We start from the raw sequence: 22,941 nt of genomic DNA, 5'->3' as shown, positions 1-22,941 counted from the left end.
GCAACGTGCTCGGCGCCCTCGGGCTTCGATGGTGAGCCATCGTTGAGGACAGGTTCGTTCGAGCTTCGCGGACGATGGCGCCTGCGCGCGGTTGCCTGCGGCCCCTCCCGCCTGCGTCCCACTCCGCCGCTCCGTGCCCGCCTGCGGAGAGCGTCGCCGGCCCCGCTAATCGCCGTGCGAGGTTCACCGCCTGGCAGCGAGTGCGGCGCGACCGACAGCGGACAGCAGCTTGCGCAGGTTGTGAGCGGTGCAGACGAGGCGCCCCGTGTTCGCCTTGATCTGCGCGAGCATCGGCGCGAGTGTCTGCACGTCGTTCTGCTCGGCCATCACCATCTCGGCGACGATCACCTGCGAGGCGCTGTCGACGGCTGCCTGAGCGTTGTAGCCCTGCACGAAGCCGTCCTTTGTCATCATCAGCTTGCTCTCCGGATCGGTGAAATTGCGCTGAGCCTTGTCGGCAGGTGTCCCATCAGCCATGTGGCGAGGCCGCGGTACGGTCGGCTCCGGACGCGCCTCGTCGCGCGCCCTGGCCTCATCGGCTGCGCGCCGGTCTTCTTCACGGGCAGCGGCTTCGGCGGCAGCCTCGGTCTCGATCGCTGCCATCGCCGCGCGGATCTTGTAGCTCATCGCCTTGTGCTTCGCGGCGTTCGCCTTGATCTTCGTCCCGTCGAGCGAGGGACCCACTCCGCCGCCCCGTGCCCGCCGTCACCCAGATCCCCACGGCCCCGCGTCCTCGGGCGCGCGATTTCCTGGACAGGCTCCTAGGCCGCTCCGAAGTTCTCCAGGGGATGTGCGCGGCGCTCGGCGAGGCAACAACCTCGGCCGAGCGGTCAGTGGATCCGACCGATCGCGTACAACGTCACCACGACGCCGACAGGGACCAGGACCACCACTACGCCCATGAACAGCATCAGCACCGGGGCGCCCCACAGCTCGAACTTGTGATCGATGACCGCGTGCTTTGGGTTCGACGGGTCGTAGATCACCGGGATCGACAGGTCCTGCGTCGACCACTTCATACCGAGCCGGCTCATCGTCCGGCCGCTTTGCCCATCTTTCGTCATGAATTCGACCACATCGTATTGCGCCGCCCCGTCACCGGTCCCCACGCGGTGCTGGGATCGGGCCGGCCGCCCGAGCACTCGCTCGCCGGTGACGAGCAGCGCCCTCGTGCGGCGGAGCACCCACAGCGTGAGGCCGACCGTGACCAGCCCGAGGAGCCCCATGCTGGTCATGAGCACGATATCGAAGCGTGTCATCGATGAATGAATCGTAGCAGCGTCCGCGGCGACGGGCCAGGTCCGCTCGCGCCAGGCGAGCTCGCGAGCGACATCCGCATCGCCCCGCTCGCGCGCCGGGCGACGCCCCGTGCGCGCGCGGACGAACACCGGCGCGCCGGCCGTCGCCGGCGTGCGACGGGCCCGATCGCTGTCTGTCAGGATTCCGCCGGGCCGGGCAACTCCCGGACATGCCTTCTCCTACGCGCTCGATCACCCGTCTCCGGTTCGGTCTCGCCTGCACCCCCGGAGCTCCGGACATCCCCTCGACTTCCGCGACCCTCCGGCGCCGCCGTCGAGGTCGTTGGACGCTCTCCACGCAGGCGCGGTCGTTGCTGCTCCCGCTGATTGTCGCGTGCGGCGCGGCCTGTGACGGCGAATCCGAGGCCGACCTCGACGAGCTCGAAGCGCCGGCCGACGACGAGGTCGAGGTACGGTCGCTGACTCTGGAGCCCAACGATCCGCTCTACACGTCGGGGCAGAAGTGGCACTACGGCGCGATCCTCCTGCCCGAGGCGTGGTGGCTGTCCACCGGATCGCCGGCGGTCACCATCGCGGTGGCCGACAGCGGCAAGCTCCCGCATTCGGAGCTGACCTGGGCGGGCGGCTACGACTTCTTCGCCGGAGATCCGGACCCGACCGACCCGGGGGATTACCACCACGGGATCCACGTGGCCGGCACCATCGCGGCGATCGGCAACAACGGCGTGGGCGGCGCGGGCATCTGCTGGAATTGCCAGCTCCGCCCGATCCGCGTCGCGCAATCGGGGGGCAACGCCCAGGTCGGCGACCCGGGGATGAACGAGCCGACGTCGACGCTGCTGGCCCGCGCGATCCGCTACGCGGCCGGGCTGCCGACCGACAACGGGCGCGGGCAGATCGTGCAGGCGAGCTCGCGCGCCGATGTCGTCAACATCAGCATCGGCAACCTGCCGTCGCCGTGCCCGGTCGATCTCCGCAACGCCGTCGACGAGGCCTCGGCGGCCGGCACCGTGGTGGTGGCCGCGGCGGGGAACGGCGACTCGGGCACCACCTGGCCGCCGAGCCCCGACTTCGACGCTTCTCATTACCTGTGGTCGAAGTGCCAGAGCCCCGACCTGATCGTGGTCACCGCGGTCGACGAGTTCGGGAACGCCGAGCCCTACGCCCTGCAGAACAACGCGGTCGCCAAGTACGCCGGCATCACGATCGCCGCGCCCGGCGGCTCGGCGGTGAACGGGCAGGCCGGCCAGGGGGCGCTCATCGGCTGCCCGCCCGATCCGAGCCAGACCGGCACCCACGGCGTCGTGTCCACGTGGATCCCGTACGGGCAGACCACGCCGCAGTGCCACCGTCACTGGGCCGGCACGTCGATGGCGGCGCCGCACGTGAGCGGCGTGGTCGGGCTGATGCGCGCCCGCAACCCCTCGCTGACGGTGCCGCAGATCAAGAAGATCCTGGTGAAGACGGCGAAGGCCATCCCGTGCGTGGGCTGCGGCGCCGGCATGCTGAACGCGAGCGGCGCGGTGAAGGCGTCGACTCTCACCCTGTCGATCACGTGCGAGTCGACGGGCGGCGGCGGCTATTCGTGCCTGCCGTCGCACACCGGGCTCGGGCCGTGGACCGCCGTGTGGCAGGGCGTGCAGAACGCGGCGGTCAACCCGACCTATGCCACCAACACCGCGGTGACCTACGGCAACTGCACGGTGAACACGCAGGCGCGGGTGCGGGCGACCTTCACCGACGCGCTCGGCCGCACGGCGATCGCCGAGGACTCCTTCCAGTGCAGCCAGCTCCCGCCCTGATGATTTCCAGGGACATGTTTCTATAGACATGTCCTTTGGGATATGTTCATAATCGAGGTCCGGGGCGAGGACGTCTCGTTCGCAGACGAGGGCGGCGCGCTCGTGGCGGCCGCCTCGACCTGCGGGGTCGCGACAGCGGCGGTCCTCGCGTAGGGACCTCGGCGCGAGCGAGCCGCTCGGGGTCCGCTGTTTCGGCGCGTGCCGCTCCGGCCGGAGCGTGGCCTCGCCGGCGGGCACAGGGCTGGAGGTTGGTCGACACACTTCGACACAATCCCGTCACGAGCGCGACACCCCCTCGGTCACACGCTCCGCTAGACCTGCCGGAAGCGAAAAGGCGTCACCAGCGATCAGTTCCTCTGCTTCTTCTCGCAGCCGAACCAGCCGGTGTCGTACATCACGCACTCGAGCCTGATCGACGCGGGCGAGGCGGTCCTCTCGCTGCAGCAGGTCCATCAGCTCGGGGTGGCGCTCGCGGCCATCCACCGCCGCTTCTCGCCGGCCTACGGCCCCGCCGCCGGCAATCACGGCTGGTACGCGATGGACGTCGAGTTCAAGTTCGACGACGTCGCCGATCCGTCGGCGCCGCCGTCGCTCTACATCAAGCAGGCCCGACCCTACCCGGGACGGGGCGAATGACCCCGCGGCGATCGCCGCGGGAATCGGCCCGGCTCCTCGGGCGGGCAGGGGCCGCTACTCGGAGCAGTCCCAGTTCGGCTGCGTGCCGGGCGGGTAGATCTTGATCATCGAGACCTTGCCGTCGAGACCGTCATAGCAGGGGGTCTGTGCTCCCACCCAGGTCACGTCGACGGAAGCGTCGCTCGAGCTCTGCTCGAAGGTCCCGATGGTGCGCATCTGGACGTCCTGTTTCACGTTGATGGTCGTGACGTCGTCCCTGTTGCCCTTGTCGTCGTCGTACCCGCATTGATAGCCTGGCAGTGGAAACCACGGGTGCGGGTCATCGCACAGAATGATGGTCGTCCCCTTCTTGATGTTGTGAAGCGTCAGCGAGCGGGCCTCGTCGTTGTCGATCGGGTTTCCGCCGGACGTCAGGTCATAGAAATGACTCTGCGTCGTCACGCCGATGGAGCCCAGATCATCCTGGGTCGCATTATTGCCCTCCCAGAACTGGATGCGCGATCCGCCGCCCGTACCCCCGCCGGTCGGAGGCGGGCAGGTCTCGCAGATCGCCCGCGGCTCGACCTGGTCTGCCTGCTCCTCACCCGTGCTGTCCGTGTCCTCCAGCTCCAGGGCCTCGTCGCACCCCATCGAGATCAGCGCCACCACCAGGCCCGCTCCGAATGTCACACCCACCGAGTACTTGTTCGACTGCATGATCGTTCCTTGCCGACCGGAGACATGCCCCGGCCATCTGTAAGAGTTTCCAGAAGTGCAAGGCGTTATTTGCCTTGCAAGAGGGTCTATACGAGGGGGGGCGTGACGGGAGCGTGACGGCCGAGGGGCCAGGGAGAGTGACGACCTCGCGGCCGTGGGACCTGGAGAATCTCCACGAGGCGAGGTGCGCGCGGCCCGATGCATGACGGCGGGCTCGGCCCGACGATCCGTCACCCGATCGAGGCCGAAGCCGCGCGATCCGCCGAAAGTGCGGCCAGGAGTTGTTCGGGCCCGGAGACCGCCGAGCGAGGGACCTCAGGACTTCGGGAGCTACCGGTCAAGCCGCGTCACGGCCACGTCGGGCTCGTCGGCGGCGAAACAGCCGCGGGTGGCGGCGGACGAGCAGCGCGACGACCAGCACCACGATCACCAGCGCGAGCGCGTCAGCCATGCTTCACCGCCAGGTGCTTGAGCCGCTCGGCGACCGTCTCGCACTGGTCGATCGCCGCGTGCACCTGCTCCGACGCCGCGCCGGCGGCGAGCTCGGCCAGCGCCCCGGCCGCCTCCGAGCAGCGCACCCTGGCGCTTGCACGCGTTGATCGCTCCCTACGTGGTCGGCCCGGAAGGCGAGCAGCCGGGGTACACCTTCATCGGCTCCGAGGCAGCGTTCACCGCGACCCTCGACGATCTGCTCGGCCACGTGGAACAGCGCCAGCAGGACATCGCCGAATTCCTCGCGCCCTGAGCCGTCCGCGCAGGGTCGTCGCCCACGAACCCGAAGGTGGGGAGCCCGGAGCGAGCTCCGCGAAGTGGACGCCTGGCTCACGCAGCACAGGCGCCTCCGCCGGCACCTCGAGGCGCGAGCGGGCGAGGGTTCCTCGGCGCGAGGGCGCGTCCTCGATCGGAACCTGAACCCTCGACCTCGCCCTGCCGCGGGGCGAGGACCTCCGGCCGAGGCGGGCCGGCGCTCGCGCACCGTCCGTCAGCGCGAGCGGGCGCAGCGGAACCCGGCCCGGATGAGGGGATTCGCGTGGGCGTGCATGGCGATGTGGCCGGCCAAGGGGCTGGTGTCCCGATAGCTTCCACCTTTCCAGGCCCGCAGGTCGCCGGACGCGGGCCCCTGGGGGTCCTCGTAGGGCGCGGTGAGGTAATAATCATAGTAGGGAAACTGGCTCGGGCCCGATTCCGTCGTCCAATCGGCGACCCACTCTCCTGCGTTCCCGCTCATGTGGAGCAGTCCGTACGGCGACTCGCCGCCGGGGTTCACGCCCGTCGCCACCAGCGCGGGCGGGTCCTGGCACGGGGCATGATTCATCTGATCGCAATCGGGCTCCGCGTCGCCCCACGGGTAGTGGCGCACGTCGAGGGCGCCGCGGGCCGCCTTCTCCCACTCGGCCTCGGTCGGCAGACGGGCCTGTCGCCACTCACAGTACGTCGCGGCCAGGCCCCACTGGATTTCGACCGGGCGATCGTCGGGGGCCTCTTGCGTGACTGCGACGCACACCCCGGCCGCCTCGCACTGCTTGTACTCCGCGATCGAGACCTCGCGGACATCGATCTCGAACTCGCTGATCCACGCCTTTCGCTGCGGGTAGTTCCAGTCGAAGCCCGGGCCGCCGCGCGTGAATTCACCGGCGGGGACGCAGGCCATTCCCGGTGTTTCGCCGCACTCGGCCTCCTCCGCCTCTTTCTCGGCCTCCTCCGCCGCTTTCTCGACGGACGTCTCGGAGTCGTCGGGCGGCCAGTCGCACTCGGCGGGGTCCTCGGGGTAGCAGTGGCCGGCGGGCGCGATGCTGCACGCGGATAATGTGAACAGCGTCGATGATAGCATCATTGTCACGATGTGGGGTATATACATGCTCGTCTCCGAATCGCAGGAAGGATAACCATTCATGGCGGGGTCGGGCGGCGCTTCGCAGGGCGCGAAGGCCGGCGTAGTGCAGTCAGAATCGTCCCCCGATCTGCAGGAGCGCGCCGCCGGGCGCGAACTCGCCGGCGACGCGCAGCTGCGACCGCCTCGACTCGCACGCGCCCCGCCGCGCGCACCCGTGCACGACCGCGACGACGGCGGTCGTCAGCAGAAACACTCCGGACAGCGCCGCGGTGGTGAGCATCGCGGTCCGCCCGGTCTGGTGGCGTTCGCACAGGGGCTCGACGGCGGTGCCGCGGGCCCAGTCGCCCTTGCACAGATCGGGCGAATTGGGGTCGTAGCCCGCGGTCTGCTGGGCCGCCGCCTGGATCTGCCGGTGCAGCGGACCGTCGGTGCGGATCCAGCCGTACTCCGCGACGGCGACGATCCCGAGGGCGAGGGCAGCGGTCGCGCTGGTCCCCAGCACCGCGAGCCGCGCCCGCGAGGCGCGGAACACATCGTCGGCGACCTTCGGCTCGGGCGGCGTCGGCTCCGCAGGGCAGCGGCCGGCGATACGGCGCTCGAGGTTCCCCAGCATGACGCGCAGGTCGGTGGAGGCGTCGTCGTCGCCGACCGCGGCGAGCGCGGGTGCTATGAATTCCTGCCTCGCCTTCGACAGATGGCTCGGGCACGACTGCGGGGCGTCGAAGATGAGCGTCCGCACCCGCTCCGCCTCGAACATCACCTGGGTCGCCTCGATGGCGCGATTCGCCCGCTTGGACCGCCAGCCCGCCGTCTCCGGCGTCGCGGCCCGGCCGGCGCGGTCGAGGTCTTCCGCGGAGCTCACCCAAAGGCGTATCGCCGCGTGCAGCCCGGCGGCCCGCCGCGGGTCGGTCGACGCGAGCCCCTCGGCCTCGCGCTCGCGCTCCTGAGCCGCGACCTGGGCCCGGTAGGCGCGGTCGAGCAGGGCCGGCAGGTCGGTGACCGGCGGCGCCTCGGGCGGCGGCAGGAGCAACGTCGATAGCATGAACGATAGGACCGGCATGATTACCTCGTGGTGATGTGATTGAGCGTCATCCTCGGCAACGTCACGGTCGATCGATATCGTTCGCTGCCGGCGAACGACGGCACCTCGAAGCGCGCGACGACGCCGGAGATGCAGCGCCACAGCGAATTCGGCGTCTCGAGGTTGTCGAGCCGGAAGCGCCCCGCCACCAGGCGCAGCTGCAACGTGACGTCCTGTCGGAATTGGATATCGGCGCTGCAGTCGCGCTCGAGCGCCAGCTCGAGCGCCCCGTGGACGGACTTCTCGGTCGGGAGCTTCGGCGCAGGCGGCGGCTTCGGCTGGACCCGCTTCTTGTCCGGCGGGGTCGGCGGTTCGGCGGGCGCGGTCGGTGCGTCGATCGGGTCGCAGATGCTCGGCGCCGGGGCGGGCTCGGGCCGCGCTGGCACGACGGACAGGTCGAGGTCGATCACGGCGAGCGTGCCTGCGGGCGGCCCATCGGCGAGGCCGCCGTGCTCGCGCGCCGCACGGCGGACCTCGTCGAGCCGGTCCCATTGCTCGTGCAGCGCCTCGCTCAGCGCGCTCAGCTCCTGGCTGGTGCGCGCGAGCGATTCGTCGAGCTGGCGCCGGCGCGTCAGCTTGCTCGGCAGCGCGGGGTCGCTGTCGGTCATCCGGGCGATCTCGATGTCGAGCGCGCACACCTCCTCCCTCTCCGCCAACAGCTGCTGCAGCTTGGCCTCGCGCTGGCCCTGGGTCTCCGCGATCTGCGTGCTGGCGAGATCGAAGCGCACGTTGAGCTCCGCGAGGGTCCGACGGTTGTGTTCCTGGATGCCGACCACCGTGAGCCCGGCGAGCGCCAGCGTCGAGGCGAAGCCCAGCGGACCGCGGTTGTTCCGCGACCAGCGGGCGCCCCGCCGCCACATCGTCGTGATCTTCGCCCAGCCGGTCTGCGCCCGCTGGATGTCGAGCAGCATCTCCGTGACGCTGCGGTAGCGATCGCGGATGTCGTGCTCCGTCGCCCGGCGGATCACCTCGAGGTACGGCCGCGGCACCCCGTCGATCTCTGCGACCTCCGTCGGACCGCGCAGGGCAGGCGCCGGCAGTCGCTTCAGCAGCAGGAAGTACATCAGCCGGCCGAGGCTGTAGATGTCGGCTTGCTCGGTCGCCTCGTGCGGGTTGAGCAGCTGCTCGGGCGCCGCGAAGGTCAGCGAGCCGAGCACGGCCGACGAGCCGCCGACGGTCGAGTCCTTGTGGCGGAACGCGACCAGGTCGAAGTCGGTGATGATCGGCCGATCGCCATCGGCGAGCAGGATGTTGTTGGGCTTGAGATCGCGGTGGACCACCCCGAGCCCGTGCGCGAACTCCATCGCCTGGCACAGGCGGTAGACGACGTCGATCTTCTTGTCGAAGCCCCAATGGAACACCCGCGGGTCCTCGAGGGTGCCGAGGCTGGCGTGCTCCATCGCGAAGGAGAGGGTCGAGAGGTCGACGTCGTGGAGCCGGATGATCGAATCGGGGCACCGTCGGTCGTCGTGGAGGCGGCGCATCGCCGTGATGCTGCGGAGGAAGCGGCACAGCATCACGTCGGTCTCGAGCTTGTCGAGGTGGAACGCCTTGACGGCCAGGAACTTGCCGCCGTCGGCCAGCCATACGCTGCCGAAGCTGCCGCTGCCGATCGGCTGCAAGAGCCGGCAACCGGCGCGCAGCTGGCCGATCTTCGGGAAGCCGAGGCGGGCCCGGATCTGCTCGGCCAGGCCATGAATGCGGCGGTTTAGGGCCAGCAGCCCGGCCTGGTCGGCGCTCTCGCGGGCACGCAGGTCGCGGTCGAGCTGCTCGACGAGCGTGCAGACATCGGCGGGGCTGTCATGGGTCGGACCCGCCGCCGCGTGCGGGAGCTCGACGTTCCACATGCGCGCGAACGCGTGGAACTGCTCCGTCAGCGCCGGACGCTCCGCGAGCAGCGTGCCGAGGATCGTGCCGGCGTGGTGCGGGAGCAGCCCCTCCTCGTGGAGCCGCCGGATGACCTGTTCGGTGAAGGACGCCGGCGAGCCCGGATCGATATGGTGAAAGAACAGCGCCGGGACCACCGGCGCGAGCACGCGGCGCAGCTCGTCCGGCGGAAAGGCGACGAGCAGGCACTTGTGGAGCTGCGCGCGGAGCTCGGCCTCGGACGACGAGTTGGGGTCACGGCGAGATCTGGCGGCAAGTACGTCCGGCACTGTCCCTTGCTCCCGTCGAGCCCTGCTCGATGAGTGGTCCGTATCCGCCGGCCCGATCATCGGGCTGCGGCAGCGCTTTCATGCGCGATATTGCGCTCCCGTCGGAGGCCTGTCAAAATTCGCGCATCGTCCAGGGACGCGGGGTCGGTTCGCGCGGTCCTCATGCCATGGGGCGATCGGAGCGGCCCCTGCGATTCCAAGAAATCTCGGAGGTCGCCAATCTCTGGGGAATGGCTGTCAAGCCACCCGAGGAGAAGGCCCAACTATATGGACCTGAACCAAGCAAGTGGTCTCACGGTCAGTCTCTCTACTCAAGAGCAGTGAAGACAATGCCTTCGGCCGAAGCTTGGGGGCATTCCCATGCATGGAATGCAGCCGGTCACTGTCTTCTTCACGGGGTCTTCGCCCAATCCATGATTCAGGCTCCGGGCGCGGGCGCCGGTTCCTGAGCAGACGAGTCGCTCCGGGTGCAGTCTCATCCGAGGATGCTCGTGGGTGAGCGGGGGCGGCGGCGAGGACGTGCCGGACCTGGGCCACCCGTCGTCACGCGGTCTTCTTGCCAGTCTTCCCGGCGGCGGGCTTCTTGGCTGTCTTCTTGCCGGTCGCCTTGGTGGCGGCGGCGGGTTTCTTGGCTGCCTTGTCGCCGGTCGCCTTCGCGGCGGCGGCGTGGGTCACTGCCGAATTCTCGGCGGTGTCGGCCGGGGGCTTCTCGGAGGACGACGTGGTATTCGGCGTCGTTCGGCTGCCTTCGCGGTGCAGGAGCAGCACCACGCTGGCGCCGAGCCACTTGTAGAGGCCGGCCGCCTCCTCCGGTAGCAGTCCGACCGCGACCAGGCGGGCCTCGATCTTGGCCGTGGACGTGTTCAACGGGACGCTCGCGCGGCGCAGGCGGTCGTAATAACCCCGGCCTGCCCCGGTCCCGGCTTGCCAGTACCATACAAAGGCGTAACGGGCCCCCATGGTGAGATAGGCCTGGAGCGAGTCCATGGGCTTCAGCGTGCAGTCGTTGGCGTCCTCGAAGGCCGTCCGGGCCTGCTTCGGTGACTCGTTGGCGCGGTGGATCCACCAGCCGATGCCCTCGGGGGTCATGGAGTCGAGAACAGCGCGCGCGGCGAAGTTGCCGCGCACACCGCTCGGCCGCGGGTGCCATGCGAAATTCCGGATCGACGGGATCGCCAGGCGTCCGCCGTTTTCTCCCTTGCTCCGGTCGGGGTCGTGCTGGTCCTGCTCGAACCTCCATGTGAACTCGACGCCGCCGAGGGTCTCCGCGAACACGTCGAGCTCCGGAGGCAGCGGGAGACCGGCCCGCTCCTCGGCGGTGAGCGGGGGAGCGAACGCGGCGTCGATGATCGATACGTCGGGTCGGGCCGAGAAAGCGCGGATGTAGGCGCGGAGGAGTTGGGCGAGCGGGAGCTGCATGTTCGAGGCGTAGCAGGATCGTGTGTAGGCATACAGCGCCAGGGCCGGGCTTGCTGCAGCGAAACGAGTGTTCGGAAGGCCTGGTGCCACCATTCGCGCCACTGGGGTTGTTCTTGTGCCGCTCGCCGAACATGTCGTCGAGCGCCTCGCAGGTGCGGCACAGGGGTCGTGGGGGCGGAGTTACCGGCACCCGCGGCAGGTTCGCCGCGCGCGTCGACTGCTAGCGCTCCGCGACCGTCGGCGTGATCACCAGTCGATCGAGGATCCCCGCGATCGTCTCGATCGGCAGCTCCTCGGGCTCTCTCAGCCACCAGCCGATGATCTCGATCGTCGCCGACGTCGCGAAGGTGACGCGCAGGTCGATCGGGCAGAGGGACGCGGGGGTCGTGACGGAGCCTGCCGCCAGTTTGCGCGCCTGGCCGACGAACTGCTCGCGCAGCCGCGGCGCCGCGCCGCCCGTCAGCAGCGCGCGCCACAGGGCCTGGCGCCGCGAGATGAACTCGAACAGCGCGACGCAGGCCCGGCCCGTGTTCTCGGCGGAGAACAGCGGCATCGCCTCGCCGAGCAGCCCGGCGATCTCGTTGGCGGCGAGGTCGTCGAGCAGCGCCTCCTTGTCCGGGTAGTGGCGGAAGAAGGTCGCGTAGCCGACCCCCGCCTCCGCGGCGAGCGCGCGCACCGTGATGCCCTCGAACGGCCCCTGCTCGAGCAGCGTGAGCATCGCGCGCAGGAGCTTGGCGCGGGTGCGCACCTGCCGGGCGTCGGTTGCTGAGGGGTCGGAGACCATTTATGATACACAGTGTCTCATAGACCGAGACGGGGAGCTGGGCGGCGATGAGCGCGGATTCTGCGGCGAAATGTCCTTTTACCTCCACCCGCGACGACAGCAAGAGCGCGTCCGTCGTGGCGCAGCGGCTCAAGATCGAGCCCGGGGCCGAGCGCGTCCGCGCGTACGACCGGGCGCGGGAGATCTTGCTGAGCAAGGAGCTGCTGCAGGCGGGCGCCGGGGCGGAGTACGTCGACACCAGCGATCCGGACAAGTCGCCGGTGTTCTTCCTCGACGGCGCCCCGCACCGGGAGAAGCGCACGGGCATCGCCCGCTTCTTCACCCCGAAGGCGATCACCAGCCGCTACCACGCGATCATCGAGCGGGAGACGTCGCGGCTGCTCGCCCAGCTCCGGCGGGACGGGCGGGCCCAGCTCGATGTCATCAGCTTCGAGCTGACCGTGGCGGTCGCGGCCAACATCGTCGGGCTCACCGACAGCGACATCCCGCGGATGGCGCGGCGGCTGGCGGTCATGCTGTCGGCCGGCCGGCACCACCGGCAGAGCTTGTTCGCCAGGCTGTCCGCCGGCCTCCGGAAGGGGCAGGCGATGCTGAGCTTCTATGCCCACGACATCACGCCGGCGCTCCGCGTTCGCCGCCAATCGCCGCAGGACGACCTCCTCTCCGAGCTCCTCGCCAAGGGGGCCTCGCGGCGGGCGATCCTCACCGAGTGCATGACCTACGCCGCCGCCGGGATGGTGACGACGCGCGAGTTCATCGTCATGGCCGCCTGGCACCTGTTCGATCGCCCGGAGCTGCGCGCAGATTTCCTCGCAGGCGACGAGGCGCGTCAGTTCGCGATCTTGAACGAGATCCTCCGGCTCGAGCCGATCGCCTCGCTGCTCTACCGGCGCAAGGCCGACCAGCCGGACGCACGCGCGGAGAAGTACGCGCTCGACCTGCGGGCCATCCACGAGGACGAGGCCGCGGTCGGTCCGTGCCCGCGCGCGCTCGACCCCGATCGGGCCGAGCGGCTCAACACCAACGGCGCCTTCCTCAGCTTCGGCGCCGGCGCGCATCACTGCCCCGGCAAACAGGTCGCGCTGCACGAGACGCGCATGTTCCTCGACGCGCTGCTCCGCGTCCCCGGGGTCCGCCTCGAGCGCGCGCCCGACGTCGGCTGGTCGGAGATGCTGCTGAGCTACGAGCTGCGCAACGCGGTCGTGACCTGCGACCGCGCTTGACCGCCTCGCTCGGCGGCGTCGCCCGCTGCGCTGCGTCGAGACCCATGCCGATGCTCGAGCGCGAGTCGCTCGACCGTCGAGCATCGTCGCGAATCACAGGACACGACGCCGAGCCGCTCCGACACGGATCTTCCTGAGGGTGGTGGAGCTACGTATCGCCGATGCCGTGCGTTCCGACGGGCGTCTCGTCGGGAGCGGGGCGTCACGCGCGTCCCGAGGATGCTCGGCGGTCCTTCCGGCGGCCGAGTTGCAGGCGTGGCTGGAGTTGGCCGGTCTCACCGCTTGCCGCGGAAGGACCCGTCGCAGGCGGCCAGGACTCCCGACGGATTCCTCGCTGCGCGAGGCCTCGAGCTGCACTTCCACGAACGGAGGCGAGCCGCGCGGACGCCGAGCCGCGGGTCGGCCGCTCGGCCGGGCGTGCGCTTCGCACTGCGCGCTGTCGGGGCAGGGCCGGGTGCATGGTACTCTGCCCTTCAGGCGGTCGGCTGGCTCGGTGCCGATGAGAGAAATCGTCACCACGCGCGACGATTTTTTAAAGAGAAATATCGCCGGCGCGCAAGACGCATCATGAACTCGATCCCCGAGGTTGGTCGCGTGAACGCTCCCGAGTCGAAGTCGAGGATGGCCGTGGGGCGCACGCGACGGCTCGCATGGGCTGTGCTCTCTGCATTCCTCGCGGCCTGCTCCGGGACTCCAGGCGAGCCGACCGCGACCGACACGACGACTGCGACGACGACGACGACCGCGGCCAGCGAATCACAGGGCACCACGACGAGCGTCGACCCGACGATGGACGCCCCCACGACGAGCGGCACCACGACGACCTCCGGCGCGACGCAGGGCGCCACCACCGCGGTCACGAGCACGACCGACGGTCTGGGCGAGTGCGTCGCGGGCGATTCGCGGAGCTGCTACGGCGGCCCGGACGGCACCGAGGGGGTCGGCCAGTGTCAGGCCGGCGAGCAGCAGTGCGGCCCCGACGAGACCTGGGGTCCGTGCGTCGGCGAGGTCGTGCCGGGGCCCGAGACCTGCGACGAACCGGGCGACGAGGACTGCGACGGCGACGACCCGTGCGTGGGCGACGGCGCGTTCGCGTGGGGCCTGACGTTCGGCCAGGGCGGCGACGACCAGGGCCGGCGCGTCGGCTTCGACGGCGCCGGCAACGTCGTGGTCGCCGCGTGGGGCAACGGCCCGATCGACTTCGGCGGCGGGGTGTTGACCAACGCCGGCCGCGATGTGTTCCTCGCCAAGTTCTCGCCCACCGGCGAGCTGCTGTGGAGCGAGCGCTTCGGCGACGCGGACGACCAGGGCGGGCCGGAGCTCGGGTTCGCGGTCACGCCCGCCGGGGACATCGTGCTCGCCGGCTACTTCCACGGCGCGATCGACTTCGGCGGCGGTCCGCTGGAGAACCCGTCGCCGGCGGCCGACATCTTCCTCGCCAAGCTGGACGGCGACGGCGCGCACGTGTGGAGCAAGTCGTTCAACGCCGGCGAGCACACCGCAGTGCAGGACCTGGCCATCGCGGACAACGGCGACATCCTGTTGACCGGCGGCTTCTACGGCAAGTTGGATCTCGACGACGCGGCCCTGAACGGGCAGGGCGACGCCGACATCTTCGTCGCCCGGTTCACGGCCGCGGGCGCGCACGTGTGGAGCCGGGCGATCGGCGACTCGGTGGCCCAGCACGGCGTCGGCATCGCCGTCGACGCGGCCGGCAACGCCTACGTGACGGGGCTGTTCTGGGGCACGATCGACCCCGGCAGCGGTCCGCTGATGGCAGTCGGCTCCGAGGACATCTTTCTGTTCAAGCTCGACCCCGCGGGCGGCACCGTGTGGGGCAAGCGCTTCGGCGATGTGGGCGGCCAGAGCGCCAACGCAGTGGCCGTCGACAGCAAGGGGCGCGTCTCGATCACGGGGGCGGTCAACGGCGGCGTCGACTTCGGCGGCGGCCTGCTCAAAGAGCCGCTGGTCTTCAGCTACCTGGCCCAGTTCGACGCCGACGGCGCGCACCTGTGGAGCCGGAAGCTCTGCGTCCTCGTCTACTCGCTGGGCCAGGACGTCGCGGTCGACGGCCTCGACAACATCCTCGTCACCGGCCAATACGCGGACCAGTGCGAGCTCGGCGGCGCGCCGCTGGTCGCGCTCGACAAGGGCGAGGTGTTCGTCGGCAAGTTCAGCCCGAAGGGCGAGCACGGCTGGAGCAGGAGCCTCGGAGGCGCCGACGATCAACTCAGCGGCGACATCGTCGGCTCCGCCGCGGGCACCGTCGCAGTCACCGGCGGCTTCCTCGGCGCGATCGACCTCGGCGGGGGCGCCAGGGCCTCCAAGGGCGGCCGGGACGGCTTCGTCGTCGTGCTCGATCCGTGAACCACGCGTTCGTCACCGATGCCGATCCTCGAGCTCGTCACGCCCATCCGCGCCCCGATCGAGCGCTGCTTCGACCTCGCCCGCAGCGTGGACGTCCACCTCGCCGGCGCGGGCGAGACCGGCGAGCGAGCGGTCGCCGGCGTCGTCCGCGGCCTCCTCGGCCCGGGCGACGAGGTCACCTGGCGGGCCCGTCACTTCGGCGTGTGGCAGACGCTCACCAGCAGGATCACGCTGTTCGAGCGCCCGCGTCGGTTCCGCGACTCGATGGTGCGCGGCGCGTTCGCCCGCTTCGACCACGATCATTTGTTCGAGGCCGACGGCGACTGCACGATCATGCGCGACCGCTTCGACTTCACGTCGCCGCTCGGCCCGCTCGGTCGACTCGCCGACGCCCTGGTCCTCACCCGCTACATGCGCGGCTTCCTGGTCGAGCGCAACCGGGTGCTGCGCGAGATCGCCGAATCGGACCGATGGGGCGAATTCCTCGCGGGACAATGAACGCACCGCGAAGGGTGCCAGCGCGCTACGGTCTCATCATCATCGAGTCCGGGCCCGGGGCTTCGACGATCTGCTCCACACCGAGGAGAGCGGCGAACGCCTGCGCGAGCGCGGCCTTGTTCATCGTCACCTCGCCGGGCAACGTCAGCGACAGGCCGCGGATCCCGTTCTCCCAGTCGAACGTCTTTAGGCAGGCCTCGGGCAGGTAGTTCTCCTTCTCGGCGTGGAAGGTCCGCCAGGTCTCGCCCGGGAGCCGCAGGCATCCCTCCGCGATCCAGCTGTCGTCGTCCACCACGACGTCGAACGAGATCTCGGCCCGTTCGGCGAAAAAGTACGAGGGCTCGACGCTGCCTTCGAGCGCGGTGAGGTGGCGTTCGATCACAGTGCGGTACACGTTCTTCGCCGGCACGTACACGACGTACTTCCAGCGCTGCGTCTCGGCCCGGGCCGTGTGGTCCTGCATCGGCTCGCGCCAGAAGACGACGCCTTCCTGGTCGTTCACGTCGGCTTGCCACGGCGCGTCGGTGACGATCTTCACCCGCCCGTTCACCGCGAACGCGGGCGGACCGGGCCTGGGCGGCGGGCCCTGATCCGGCTTCGCGGGAGGTTCGCACAACATCGGATCCAGCTGGAGGAGCGGGGTGCCGCCGGCGGGGCGTTGCGGCGCGAGCTCGGCGATGAGCGCCTCGATCTCGTCCTCGAAGGACAGCCGCGGCGCGCCGGTCGGGTCGAAGCTCGGCAGCTCGGGCGGTGACAGGCCGAGCTCGGCGAGCACGCCGGTGCACACGCGCAGGTCGTCGAACCACGAGAACTGCGGGCCGTCGGCCCAGGCCTCGCGGTAGCCGGCGAGCGCCAGCGGTCCGGCGAGGTCGCGCTCGCCCAGCGCGAGGTGGGCAGCCGCGAGGATGCCCGCGACGAGGCGATTGTCGCGGCGCGTCGCGACTGCGCGGGCGTCGGCGAGCGCCTGGCGGGCCTCGGCCTGACGGTCGAGGTTGGCGAGGCAGACCGCGCGCCAGGCGTGGGCGCGGGCGCTGTCGGAGCCCATCCGGTGGGCGAGCTGCACCGCCTCCGACAGGTGTGACAGAGCCGCCGCGAACTCGCCGTTGGCGGCCTTGATGCGGCCGTGGAGCAGATTCCAGTCGGCGGCGATCTCCGCGTACCAGTCTCTCCCGAGATAGACCGAAGCTTCCGCGAGGAACGGCGCCGGGTCCTCGCCGCGGCCGAACGCGATGGCGGCGCGGCAGAGGTCGAGGCGGACGGTGTCGTGTGCTTTGCCGAGGGTCGCCATGTCGGCCTCTGCCTCGTCCCAGCGGCCGAGGTCGGTCGCCAGCGTCACGTTGTCGTGGAGCGGGCCGGTCTGCTTGCCGTCCGTGGCGAGCATCAATCGGCGGGCGAGGCTCAAGGTGTGCATCGCGGCGCGGGTGCGGTTGGCGTCCGCGAGCGACTGAGAGCGGTCGCAGAGGCTGCGCACCAGACTGGTTCGGCGGCGCTCGAGGTCGAGGCGGACCGCCACCTCGTGCATGGCCGCGGCGTCGGGTTCCCGCCCGACCTGCCCGAGCGCGTACGCCAGGTCGGAGATCCGCCGGACCTTGGCGTCATGGCTGTCCAGGTGCGGGGGCTCGAACAGGCCGTCCGGGAACAGCGGGGTCAGGAGCTCGACCATCACCGGGTACGCCGAGAGCGCGTCGAGCGGGTCCTTCAGGCGGTCCTCGTAGACCTCCGAGGCGCCGTCGAGGTCGCCGATGCCGACGTACGCGCGGTAGAGCTCGAGCGAGCGCCGCAGGTCGGCGACGCAGCGGACATCCTCGGCGACCTCGTGGGGGGCCTCGACGAAGTGGTTGACGATCGCCTGGGACGGGGCGGTGTTGCCGTCCCGGTCGAGGCGCCCCAGCACGTAGGCGCGGACGACGGGATGGAGGTCGTAGCGGTTGCTGCTGCGGTCCCACGCCAGGAAGCCGCGGGTCTCGAGCAGGCACAGGTCGGCGTGAACGGCGGCGTAGTGGGCGCGAGTCCCGGGGTGGCGCTCGTATGTGTCGGCGAGCGCGCGATAGATGTCCCACTCGGCGCAGCGGTCACGCAGCGCGTCGCGTCGATTCTGCAGCTTGCGCCGTCGGTCGTAGTAGTGCTCGGTGGCCAGCTTGCCCTCGACCTCGCGCAGCCGGGCGCGCGGGGGCGGGGGCGGGCGTCGCAGTCCGAGCGGCGCGCCGACGAGCCCGAGCACGTCGTCGAGCTCGGCCGCGTAGTGCAGCGGGGCGAGCCGCGACAGCAGGCGCCGGGCGCGAGTCGGCAGGGCGTCGTACGCGACCTCGAGGATGCTCTCGCGCAACCTGGCGGGCTCCCTGCGGAGGATGACGTCGACGAGCCAGGGGCCTTCGTGCCCGCAGCTTGCGAGCAGCCGCCACAGCAAGGCGTGGTGAGCGAGCGTCGCCATGGCCCGGGTCGCTTGCCCGATCCATCGAACGTCCGGCTCGAGGCCGAGCTCGCGCAGCAGCGTGGGGATCTCGGCGGGGTCGAGGCCTTCGAGCGCGCGCAGCTCGACGCCGGGGGCGAGGCCGTCGCCGTCGCGCAGGTCGGTCGGGAAGATCCGCGAGGTCGCCAGCAGCCGCGACGGGCTCGCCTGACAGAGCGCGCGCAGGAACTCGCCGTCGCGCGGGTCGGTGCACGCGTGGAGGTCGATGGCCTCGGCGGGCGGGGAGGTCGCGCCGAGCCGGTGGTACGCGACCAGAGCCCGCTCGAGGCCGTCGACGACGATCAGGAACGGTCGCGCCCGCAAGGCCGCGAGCACCCGGCGCTCGAGCTCGTCCCGCGGAGCGTGGGACGCCTCCGCGGGCGGCACACCGGCCGCGTAGGCCGCGAGGCGACGGAGCAGCTGGTCGAAGTCCGCGCCGCGCTCGTAGAAGCTGAACCACAGGCAGCCGGCCCACGGCGGCGCGTCGGCGAGCCGCCGCTCGACCCACGCCCACGCCAGCGCGCTCTTGCCGAGCCCGCCGGGCGCGGTGATCACCCGCGCGGGCTGGCCGTGCGCGAGCCAGGCGTCGAGCTCCGCGAGGTCGGCGTCGCGGCCGGCGAAGGCGTTCGCCTGGAAGTACGGGTGCACGAGGTGCGGCGCGGGCGGGGTCGGCGTCTCGTACGAGGTCGCGTGGGCGGCCGGGACCGGTTCATCGTCCTCGTCCACGTCGTCGAAGGTCGACTCGGGGGGCCTGGCGAGCAGGCGCAGCTCGGCGTAGGCGACCGGGCCGAGCTCCGCGAGCGGGACATCCGGGAGCCGCAGGTCGGCCGGACCCGGATCGCCGCCCACGCGGACGACGAGCGCGTCCGCAGGATGATCTGTCCCGGAGGACATGTCCAAAGGGGCAAGGCCCGCGCGCCAGACCGCGTCGGTGACGGCGGCTCGGGCGGGATCGGGGGCGTGAACGACGACGCGTCGTACGGTTCTCATGGTCGCAAAGGTCCGCCCGGGCGAGCGTATGCAGCGTGCACGCGAGGGCTCGATCGCCGGCGTGCGTGAGCGGTTGTCGGTGATTTCACGCGCTCGTGGGCGAGGTGGGGTGCAGCGCGCGGCCCCGGGCCGCGCCGTCAGCTTACCGCGGCGGGCCGAGCTTGTCGGCGAAGAACCGCCGGACGTCTTCGTAATAGTAGCGGCGCGGCTCGGGGTTGTGGCCTGTGCCGGGCATGATGAGGAGCTCGAAGCGCTTGTCGGCGCGGATCAGGGCGTCAGCCATGCGCATGGTGGTGGACATCGGGGCCTGGTCGTCGCTGGTGCCGTGCATGAGCTTGAGGGCCCCGCGCAGGTCGCCGGCGCGCGCGAGGTTCGAACCGGCCTGATAGCCGGCAGCATTGGCGGCGAGCAGGCCGAGGTTGGGCTCGTTGCACAGGGCGTCCTCGGTGAGGTCCCCGGGGGCGCCGGCGTAGCCGGCGACGAATCGATCGGGCGCGGTGAGCATGGCCCGCAGCGCGAAGTAGCCGCCCCAGGAGTGGCCGTAGACGCCGAGCCGCTCGAGGTCCATGTACGGGCGCGTGGCGGCGGCCTGGTCGAGGGCGGCGAGGTGATCGGGGATCTCGAGCTGACCGAGGCGGCCGTAGGTGGCGTCCTGAAACGCCTTGCCGCGCCCGGGGGTGCCGCGCGCGTCGAGGACCATGACGACGAAGCCCATCTGGGCCAGGCCGTCGGCGATCCGGCTCTCGGAGGTGCCGACGTAGGACCACGGGACGACGGAGACGAACGGGCCGGCGTAGATGACGTCGAGGACCGCGTAGCGTCGGCGCGGATCGAAGTCGGCGGGCTTGAAGAGGGCGCCGTGAAGGCGAGTGACGCCGTCGGCGGCGGTGGCGACGATCGCCTCGGGCGGCTGGTAGCCGAGCGCGGCGACGGCGGACGCGTCGGCCTCGGCGTAGCGAAACGCGGCGCCGTCGTCGACCGCGATCACGTCCCACGCGCGCGGCCGGGCGCGCGCGGAGTGGCCGTCGACGTAATAACGGCGGGACGGCGAGAGGCTCGGGCGATGCAGGCCGGCGTCGGCGGACAGGCGAGTCAGGTCGCCGCCGGCGATCGGCACGCGATAGACGAGGCGATCGTAAGGCGCGTCCGACTCGGCGGAGGCGACGACGAGCAACGCGTCGCGCTGCGGCGTGACCGCGAGGACCTGATGGACAGGGAACGCGCCGCGGGTGATCCGGCCCGCGAGCTCGCCGCTGTAATCATAGCGGTAGACGTGGCGCCAGCCGTCGCGCTCCGAGATCCACAGCAGGCCGTCCGGCAACGGCACGACCTGCTGTTGCCATCCGCCTTCGTCGAAGCCGACGTCGGCGACGAAACTTTCGGGCCGCTCCTCGCGGACGAGCAGGCGCGCGGCGCCGGTCGCGGGCGTGACGGCGAGCAGATCGAGCCGCTTGCCGTCCCGCGAGAGCCGCAGCACGAGGGCCTCGCTGCCGTCGGGGCGCCAGCCGGCCAGGCAGTCGTACGATTCGTCGTCGCCGAGCGCGGCCTTCACGACGCGGCCGGTCGCGGGCTCGAGGAGGTGGAGCTCGCGGCGCACCAGCGGCGTGCCGGTCTTCACGTACGGCACGTGCGTCACCGTCTCGATCGCGCTGGTGTAGTCGACGAGCGGGACCTTGTGGACGGAGTGGACGTCGTGACTCCAGACCGCGACGTGCCGGCTGTCGGGCGACCACGCGGTCCGCTGGAGCTTCCACGCCGCGTCGGGCTGGCCGTCGCGTTCGACGAGGACGCGGCCGTCGGCGGCCAGGACCGCGAAGCCGTCGCCGCGCCGGACGAGGAGCGCGCCGCGATCGGCCGCGAGCACCGTGTCGGGCGCGAGCACGTGGGTCGCGACGTCGTCCTCGGCGAGGGCGACGATCCGGCGATCGTCGAGGCCGAGCGCGAAGGTCCTGTCGCCGATCCGGAACACCAGCCGCGTGCCGTCCGGGGCGAGCGCGAAGCGCAGGTAGTCCTCGGGCACCGCCACGCCGGCCAGTCCGGCGCGCAGCTCGGCGGGGGACAGGAGCGGGGTGGTGGTGCGGGCCCGCGGATCGACGACCTCGAAGGTGCCGCGGTTCGGACCGACGCCGGGCCAGTGCACGAAGCGGTCGTCCGGCAGCCAGACCTGCCCGCTGAGGCTGTCGCGGACGAGTTCGGGCAGGCGGAAGAATTGCTCGGCGCGCTCGAGGCGGGCCTCCACCGGCTCGACGGCGACGGGCGCGTCAGGTTCGGGGCGCGTGGGCGCGGGGGCGTCGCAGGCGGCGATCGAGGCGAGCGCGGCGACGAGGACGAGGACGCGGTGAATCATTGCAGGGCGCTCCAGGCGGGGGTGTCGAGCAGCTCGGCGAGGATGGTGAGGCCGCGATCGAGCTCGGCGCGCGAGCGGGCGGCGCCGAGCGAGACGCGGACCGCGTTGGGGGCGTTGCCGGGGCGGGCGGCGAACACGTGCGAGGGGCCGATCAGCAGGTCGCGCGCGTGGGCCTGCTCGACCAGCTCGAGGGCGCGGCGCTGCGGCGGGAGCTCGAGCCACAGGAAGTACGCGGTCGGGTGCGATCGAACCTGCCAGCGTCCGAGCCGGGCGGCGGCGACTTGCTGCCGCGCGGCCGCCTCGGCGCGCCGGGCGTCGCGGATCGCGGCGGCGGTGCCGTCGGTGATCCACTGCGCGGCGATCTCGGCGAGCAGCGGCGAGCCCGACCACACGGTCGCCGCCGCGGCGACCTCGAGCGCGCGCCGGGCCGCCGCGGGGGCGCGCAGGAAGCCGACGCGGAGCGCGGGGATGGTGGCCTTCGACAGGCTGGAGAGGTGATAGGTGCGCTCGGGCGCGAGCGCGGCCAGGGGCGGCGGCGGAGCGGCGACCAGCGGCGCGAGCGCGCCGTTCTCGACGATCGAGACGCCGTGCTCGCGGCAGATGTCGACGATCGCCAGGCGGCGCTCCTTCGGCATCACCGCGGCGGTCGGGTTGTGGTGCGTCGGTGTGCAGTAGAGGACCTTGGCGCCGCTGTCTCGACAGGCCCGCGCGAGCGCGTCGGGCACGAGGCCGTGCTCGTCCAGGGCGACCGGGTGGGTCGGCAGGCGCAGCCATCCGGCGGCCGCGAGGGCGCCGGGGTAGGTGAGCTCCTCGACCAGGACGCCGGCCGGGCTGGCGAGGGCCGCCAGGGCGAGGACGGTGGCGTGCTGGGCCCCGCTGCACACGGTGATCTCGTCGGGGTCGGCGTCGACGCCGGTGGTGGCGAGCCAGCGCGCGCCGGCGGCCCGCTGGGCCTCGCTGCCGCCGTGCGCCTGGTAGCCGGCGAGGGCCCCGAGATCGGCGCGGGCGGCCAGGCCGGCGAGGGCGGCCGCCAGCGCGCAGTGACCGAGATCGCCGGCGACGATCGGCGCCGCGGTCGGGCCGAGATCGATGCGCGAGCGATCGAGCATCGGCGAGTACGAGGCCGGATCGGTGAGGTCGCGGACGAAGGTGCCGCTGCCGACCTGACCGCGCACGAGGCCACGCCGCTCGGCCTCGGCGTAGGCGCGGGTGACGGTCCCGACCGAGGCGCCGACGGCCTCTGCGAGCTCGCGGTGCGTCGGCAGGCGCTCGCCGGCGCGCAGCTTGCCGCGGGTGATGTCGGCGGCGATGGCGTCGGCGATGGCGGCGTAGAGCGGGCCGCTCGCGCGGCGCAGGCGGGGGGTCCAGGGGCGGGCGGACACGGCGTCCCAGGATAGGAT

Annotated in this window: 18 protein-coding genes; 6 read left to right on the top strand and 12 right to left on the bottom strand. The window is 71.4% G+C overall.

Annotated features, from left to right (window positions below; all coding sequences use genetic code 11):
• Window positions 1-183: 183 nt before the first annotated feature.
• Together O0S08_RS27650 and O0S08_RS27645 are read right to left on the bottom strand one after the other, a co-directional pair.
• Window positions 184-627: a hypothetical protein gene (locus tag O0S08_RS27650; RefSeq protein ID WP_269032320.1), complete on the bottom strand. Its 444-nt coding sequence runs from the start codon at window positions 625-627 to the stop codon at window positions 184-186.
• Window positions 628-830: 203 nt separating this feature from the next.
• Complete coding sequence (locus tag O0S08_RS27645) at window positions 831-1,259, bottom strand: DUF3592 domain-containing protein (RefSeq protein WP_269032319.1); 429 nt, start codon at window positions 1,257-1,259, stop codon at window positions 831-833.
• A gap of 350 nt (window positions 1,260-1,609) precedes the next feature.
• Here O0S08_RS27645 and O0S08_RS27640 point away from each other — a divergent pair, with 350 nt between their 5' ends.
• The gene (locus tag O0S08_RS27640) at window positions 1,610-3,061 is read left to right on the top strand and encodes a S8 family serine peptidase (protein ID WP_269032318.1); all 1,452 of its coding nucleotides are present in this window, start codon (window positions 1,610-1,612) and stop codon (window positions 3,059-3,061) included.
• Between the two features lie 384 nt (window positions 3,062-3,445).
• Complete coding sequence (locus tag O0S08_RS27635; protein WP_269032316.1) at window positions 3,446-3,697, top strand: hypothetical protein; 252 nt, start codon at window positions 3,446-3,448, stop codon at window positions 3,695-3,697.
• Between the two features lie 54 nt (window positions 3,698-3,751).
• On the opposite strand, the gene O0S08_RS27630 is transcribed toward O0S08_RS27635, so the two are convergent.
• The gene (locus tag O0S08_RS27630; protein ID WP_269032314.1) at window positions 3,752-4,393 is read right to left on the bottom strand and encodes a hypothetical protein; all 642 of its coding nucleotides are present in this window, start codon (window positions 4,391-4,393) and stop codon (window positions 3,752-3,754) included.
• A 443-nt stretch (window positions 4,394-4,836) separates the two neighbouring features.
• Entirely contained in the window at window positions 4,837-4,971 is a 135-nt protein-coding gene (locus tag O0S08_RS27625) for a hypothetical protein (RefSeq protein WP_269032312.1), read from the bottom strand.
• Window positions 4,972-4,979: 8 nt separating this feature from the next.
• Here O0S08_RS27625 and O0S08_RS27620 point away from each other — a divergent pair, with 8 nt between their 5' ends.
• Window positions 4,980-5,138 (top strand): hypothetical protein, encoded by a 159-nt coding sequence (locus O0S08_RS27620; protein WP_269032310.1) that lies wholly within the window; start codon window positions 4,980-4,982, stop codon window positions 5,136-5,138.
• A 237-nt stretch (window positions 5,139-5,375) separates the two neighbouring features.
• Here the strand turns inward: O0S08_RS27620 and O0S08_RS27615 are convergent, their stop codons facing one another.
• From O0S08_RS27615 to O0S08_RS27595, 5 genes are all read right to left on the bottom strand, one after another.
• Entirely contained in the window at window positions 5,376-6,227 is an 852-nt protein-coding gene (locus tag O0S08_RS27615) for a formylglycine-generating enzyme family protein (protein ID WP_269032309.1), read from the bottom strand.
• 109 nt (window positions 6,228-6,336) lie between these two features.
• Window positions 6,337-7,269 carry a hypothetical protein gene (locus tag O0S08_RS27610; RefSeq protein ID WP_269032307.1) on the bottom strand — a complete coding sequence of 311 codons (933 nt, stop codon included), beginning with the start codon at window positions 7,267-7,269 and terminating at the stop codon, window positions 6,337-6,339.
• Between the two features lie 20 nt (window positions 7,270-7,289).
• The gene (locus O0S08_RS27605; RefSeq protein ID WP_269032306.1) at window positions 7,290-9,464 is read right to left on the bottom strand and encodes a serine/threonine-protein kinase; all 2,175 of its coding nucleotides are present in this window, start codon (window positions 9,462-9,464) and stop codon (window positions 7,290-7,292) included.
• Between the two features lie 543 nt (window positions 9,465-10,007).
• Window positions 10,008-10,883 carry a hypothetical protein gene (locus O0S08_RS27600; RefSeq protein WP_269032305.1) on the bottom strand — a complete coding sequence of 292 codons (876 nt, stop codon included), beginning with the start codon at window positions 10,881-10,883 and terminating at the stop codon, window positions 10,008-10,010.
• 220 nt (window positions 10,884-11,103) lie between these two features.
• On the bottom strand, window positions 11,104-11,667 hold the full coding sequence (locus O0S08_RS27595; protein WP_269032304.1) for a TetR/AcrR family transcriptional regulator: 564 nt from the start codon (window positions 11,665-11,667) through the stop codon (window positions 11,104-11,106).
• Between the two features lie 47 nt (window positions 11,668-11,714).
• On the opposite strand from O0S08_RS27595, the gene O0S08_RS27590 reads away from it, so the two are divergent.
• The 3 genes from O0S08_RS27590 to O0S08_RS27580 all read left to right on the top strand — a co-directional run bounded on the left by O0S08_RS27590 (window position 11,715) and on the right by O0S08_RS27580 (window position 15,755).
• Window positions 11,715-12,890 carry a cytochrome P450 gene (locus O0S08_RS27590; protein ID WP_269032303.1) on the top strand — a complete coding sequence of 392 codons (1,176 nt, stop codon included), beginning with the start codon at window positions 11,715-11,717 and terminating at the stop codon, window positions 12,888-12,890.
• 657 nt (window positions 12,891-13,547) lie between these two features.
• On the top strand, window positions 13,548-15,257 hold the full coding sequence (locus O0S08_RS27585) for a hypothetical protein (protein ID WP_269032302.1): 1,710 nt from the start codon (window positions 13,548-13,550) through the stop codon (window positions 15,255-15,257).
• An 18-nt stretch (window positions 15,258-15,275) separates the two neighbouring features.
• Window positions 15,276-15,755 (top strand): SRPBCC family protein, encoded by a 480-nt coding sequence (locus O0S08_RS27580; protein WP_269032300.1) that lies wholly within the window; start codon window positions 15,276-15,278, stop codon window positions 15,753-15,755.
• A gap of 25 nt (window positions 15,756-15,780) precedes the next feature.
• On the opposite strand, the gene O0S08_RS27575 is transcribed toward O0S08_RS27580, so the two are convergent.
• The 3 genes from O0S08_RS27575 to O0S08_RS27565 all read right to left on the bottom strand — a co-directional run bounded on the left by O0S08_RS27575 (window position 15,781) and on the right by O0S08_RS27565 (window position 22,923).
• Entirely contained in the window at window positions 15,781-19,098 is a 3,318-nt protein-coding gene (locus O0S08_RS27575) for a hypothetical protein (RefSeq protein WP_269032298.1), read from the bottom strand.
• A 238-nt stretch (window positions 19,099-19,336) separates the two neighbouring features.
• A complete protein-coding gene (locus tag O0S08_RS27570; RefSeq protein WP_269032297.1) occupies window positions 19,337-21,541 on the bottom strand; it encodes a S9 family peptidase in 2,205 nt (734 codons plus the stop codon).
• The gene (locus O0S08_RS27565) at window positions 21,538-22,923 is read right to left on the bottom strand and encodes an aminotransferase-like domain-containing protein (protein ID WP_269032296.1); all 1,386 of its coding nucleotides are present in this window, start codon (window positions 22,921-22,923) and stop codon (window positions 21,538-21,540) included. Before O0S08_RS27565 ends, O0S08_RS27570 begins: the two co-directional genes overlap by 4 nt.
• Window positions 22,924-22,941: the final 18 nt, after the last annotated feature.

It is taken from the genome of Nannocystis punicea, assembly GCF_026965555.1.
Lineage (GTDB): Bacteria > Myxococcota_A > Polyangia > Nannocystales > Nannocystaceae > Nannocystis > Nannocystis punicea.
This window is presented reverse-complemented; position numbering and strand designations above follow the sequence as displayed.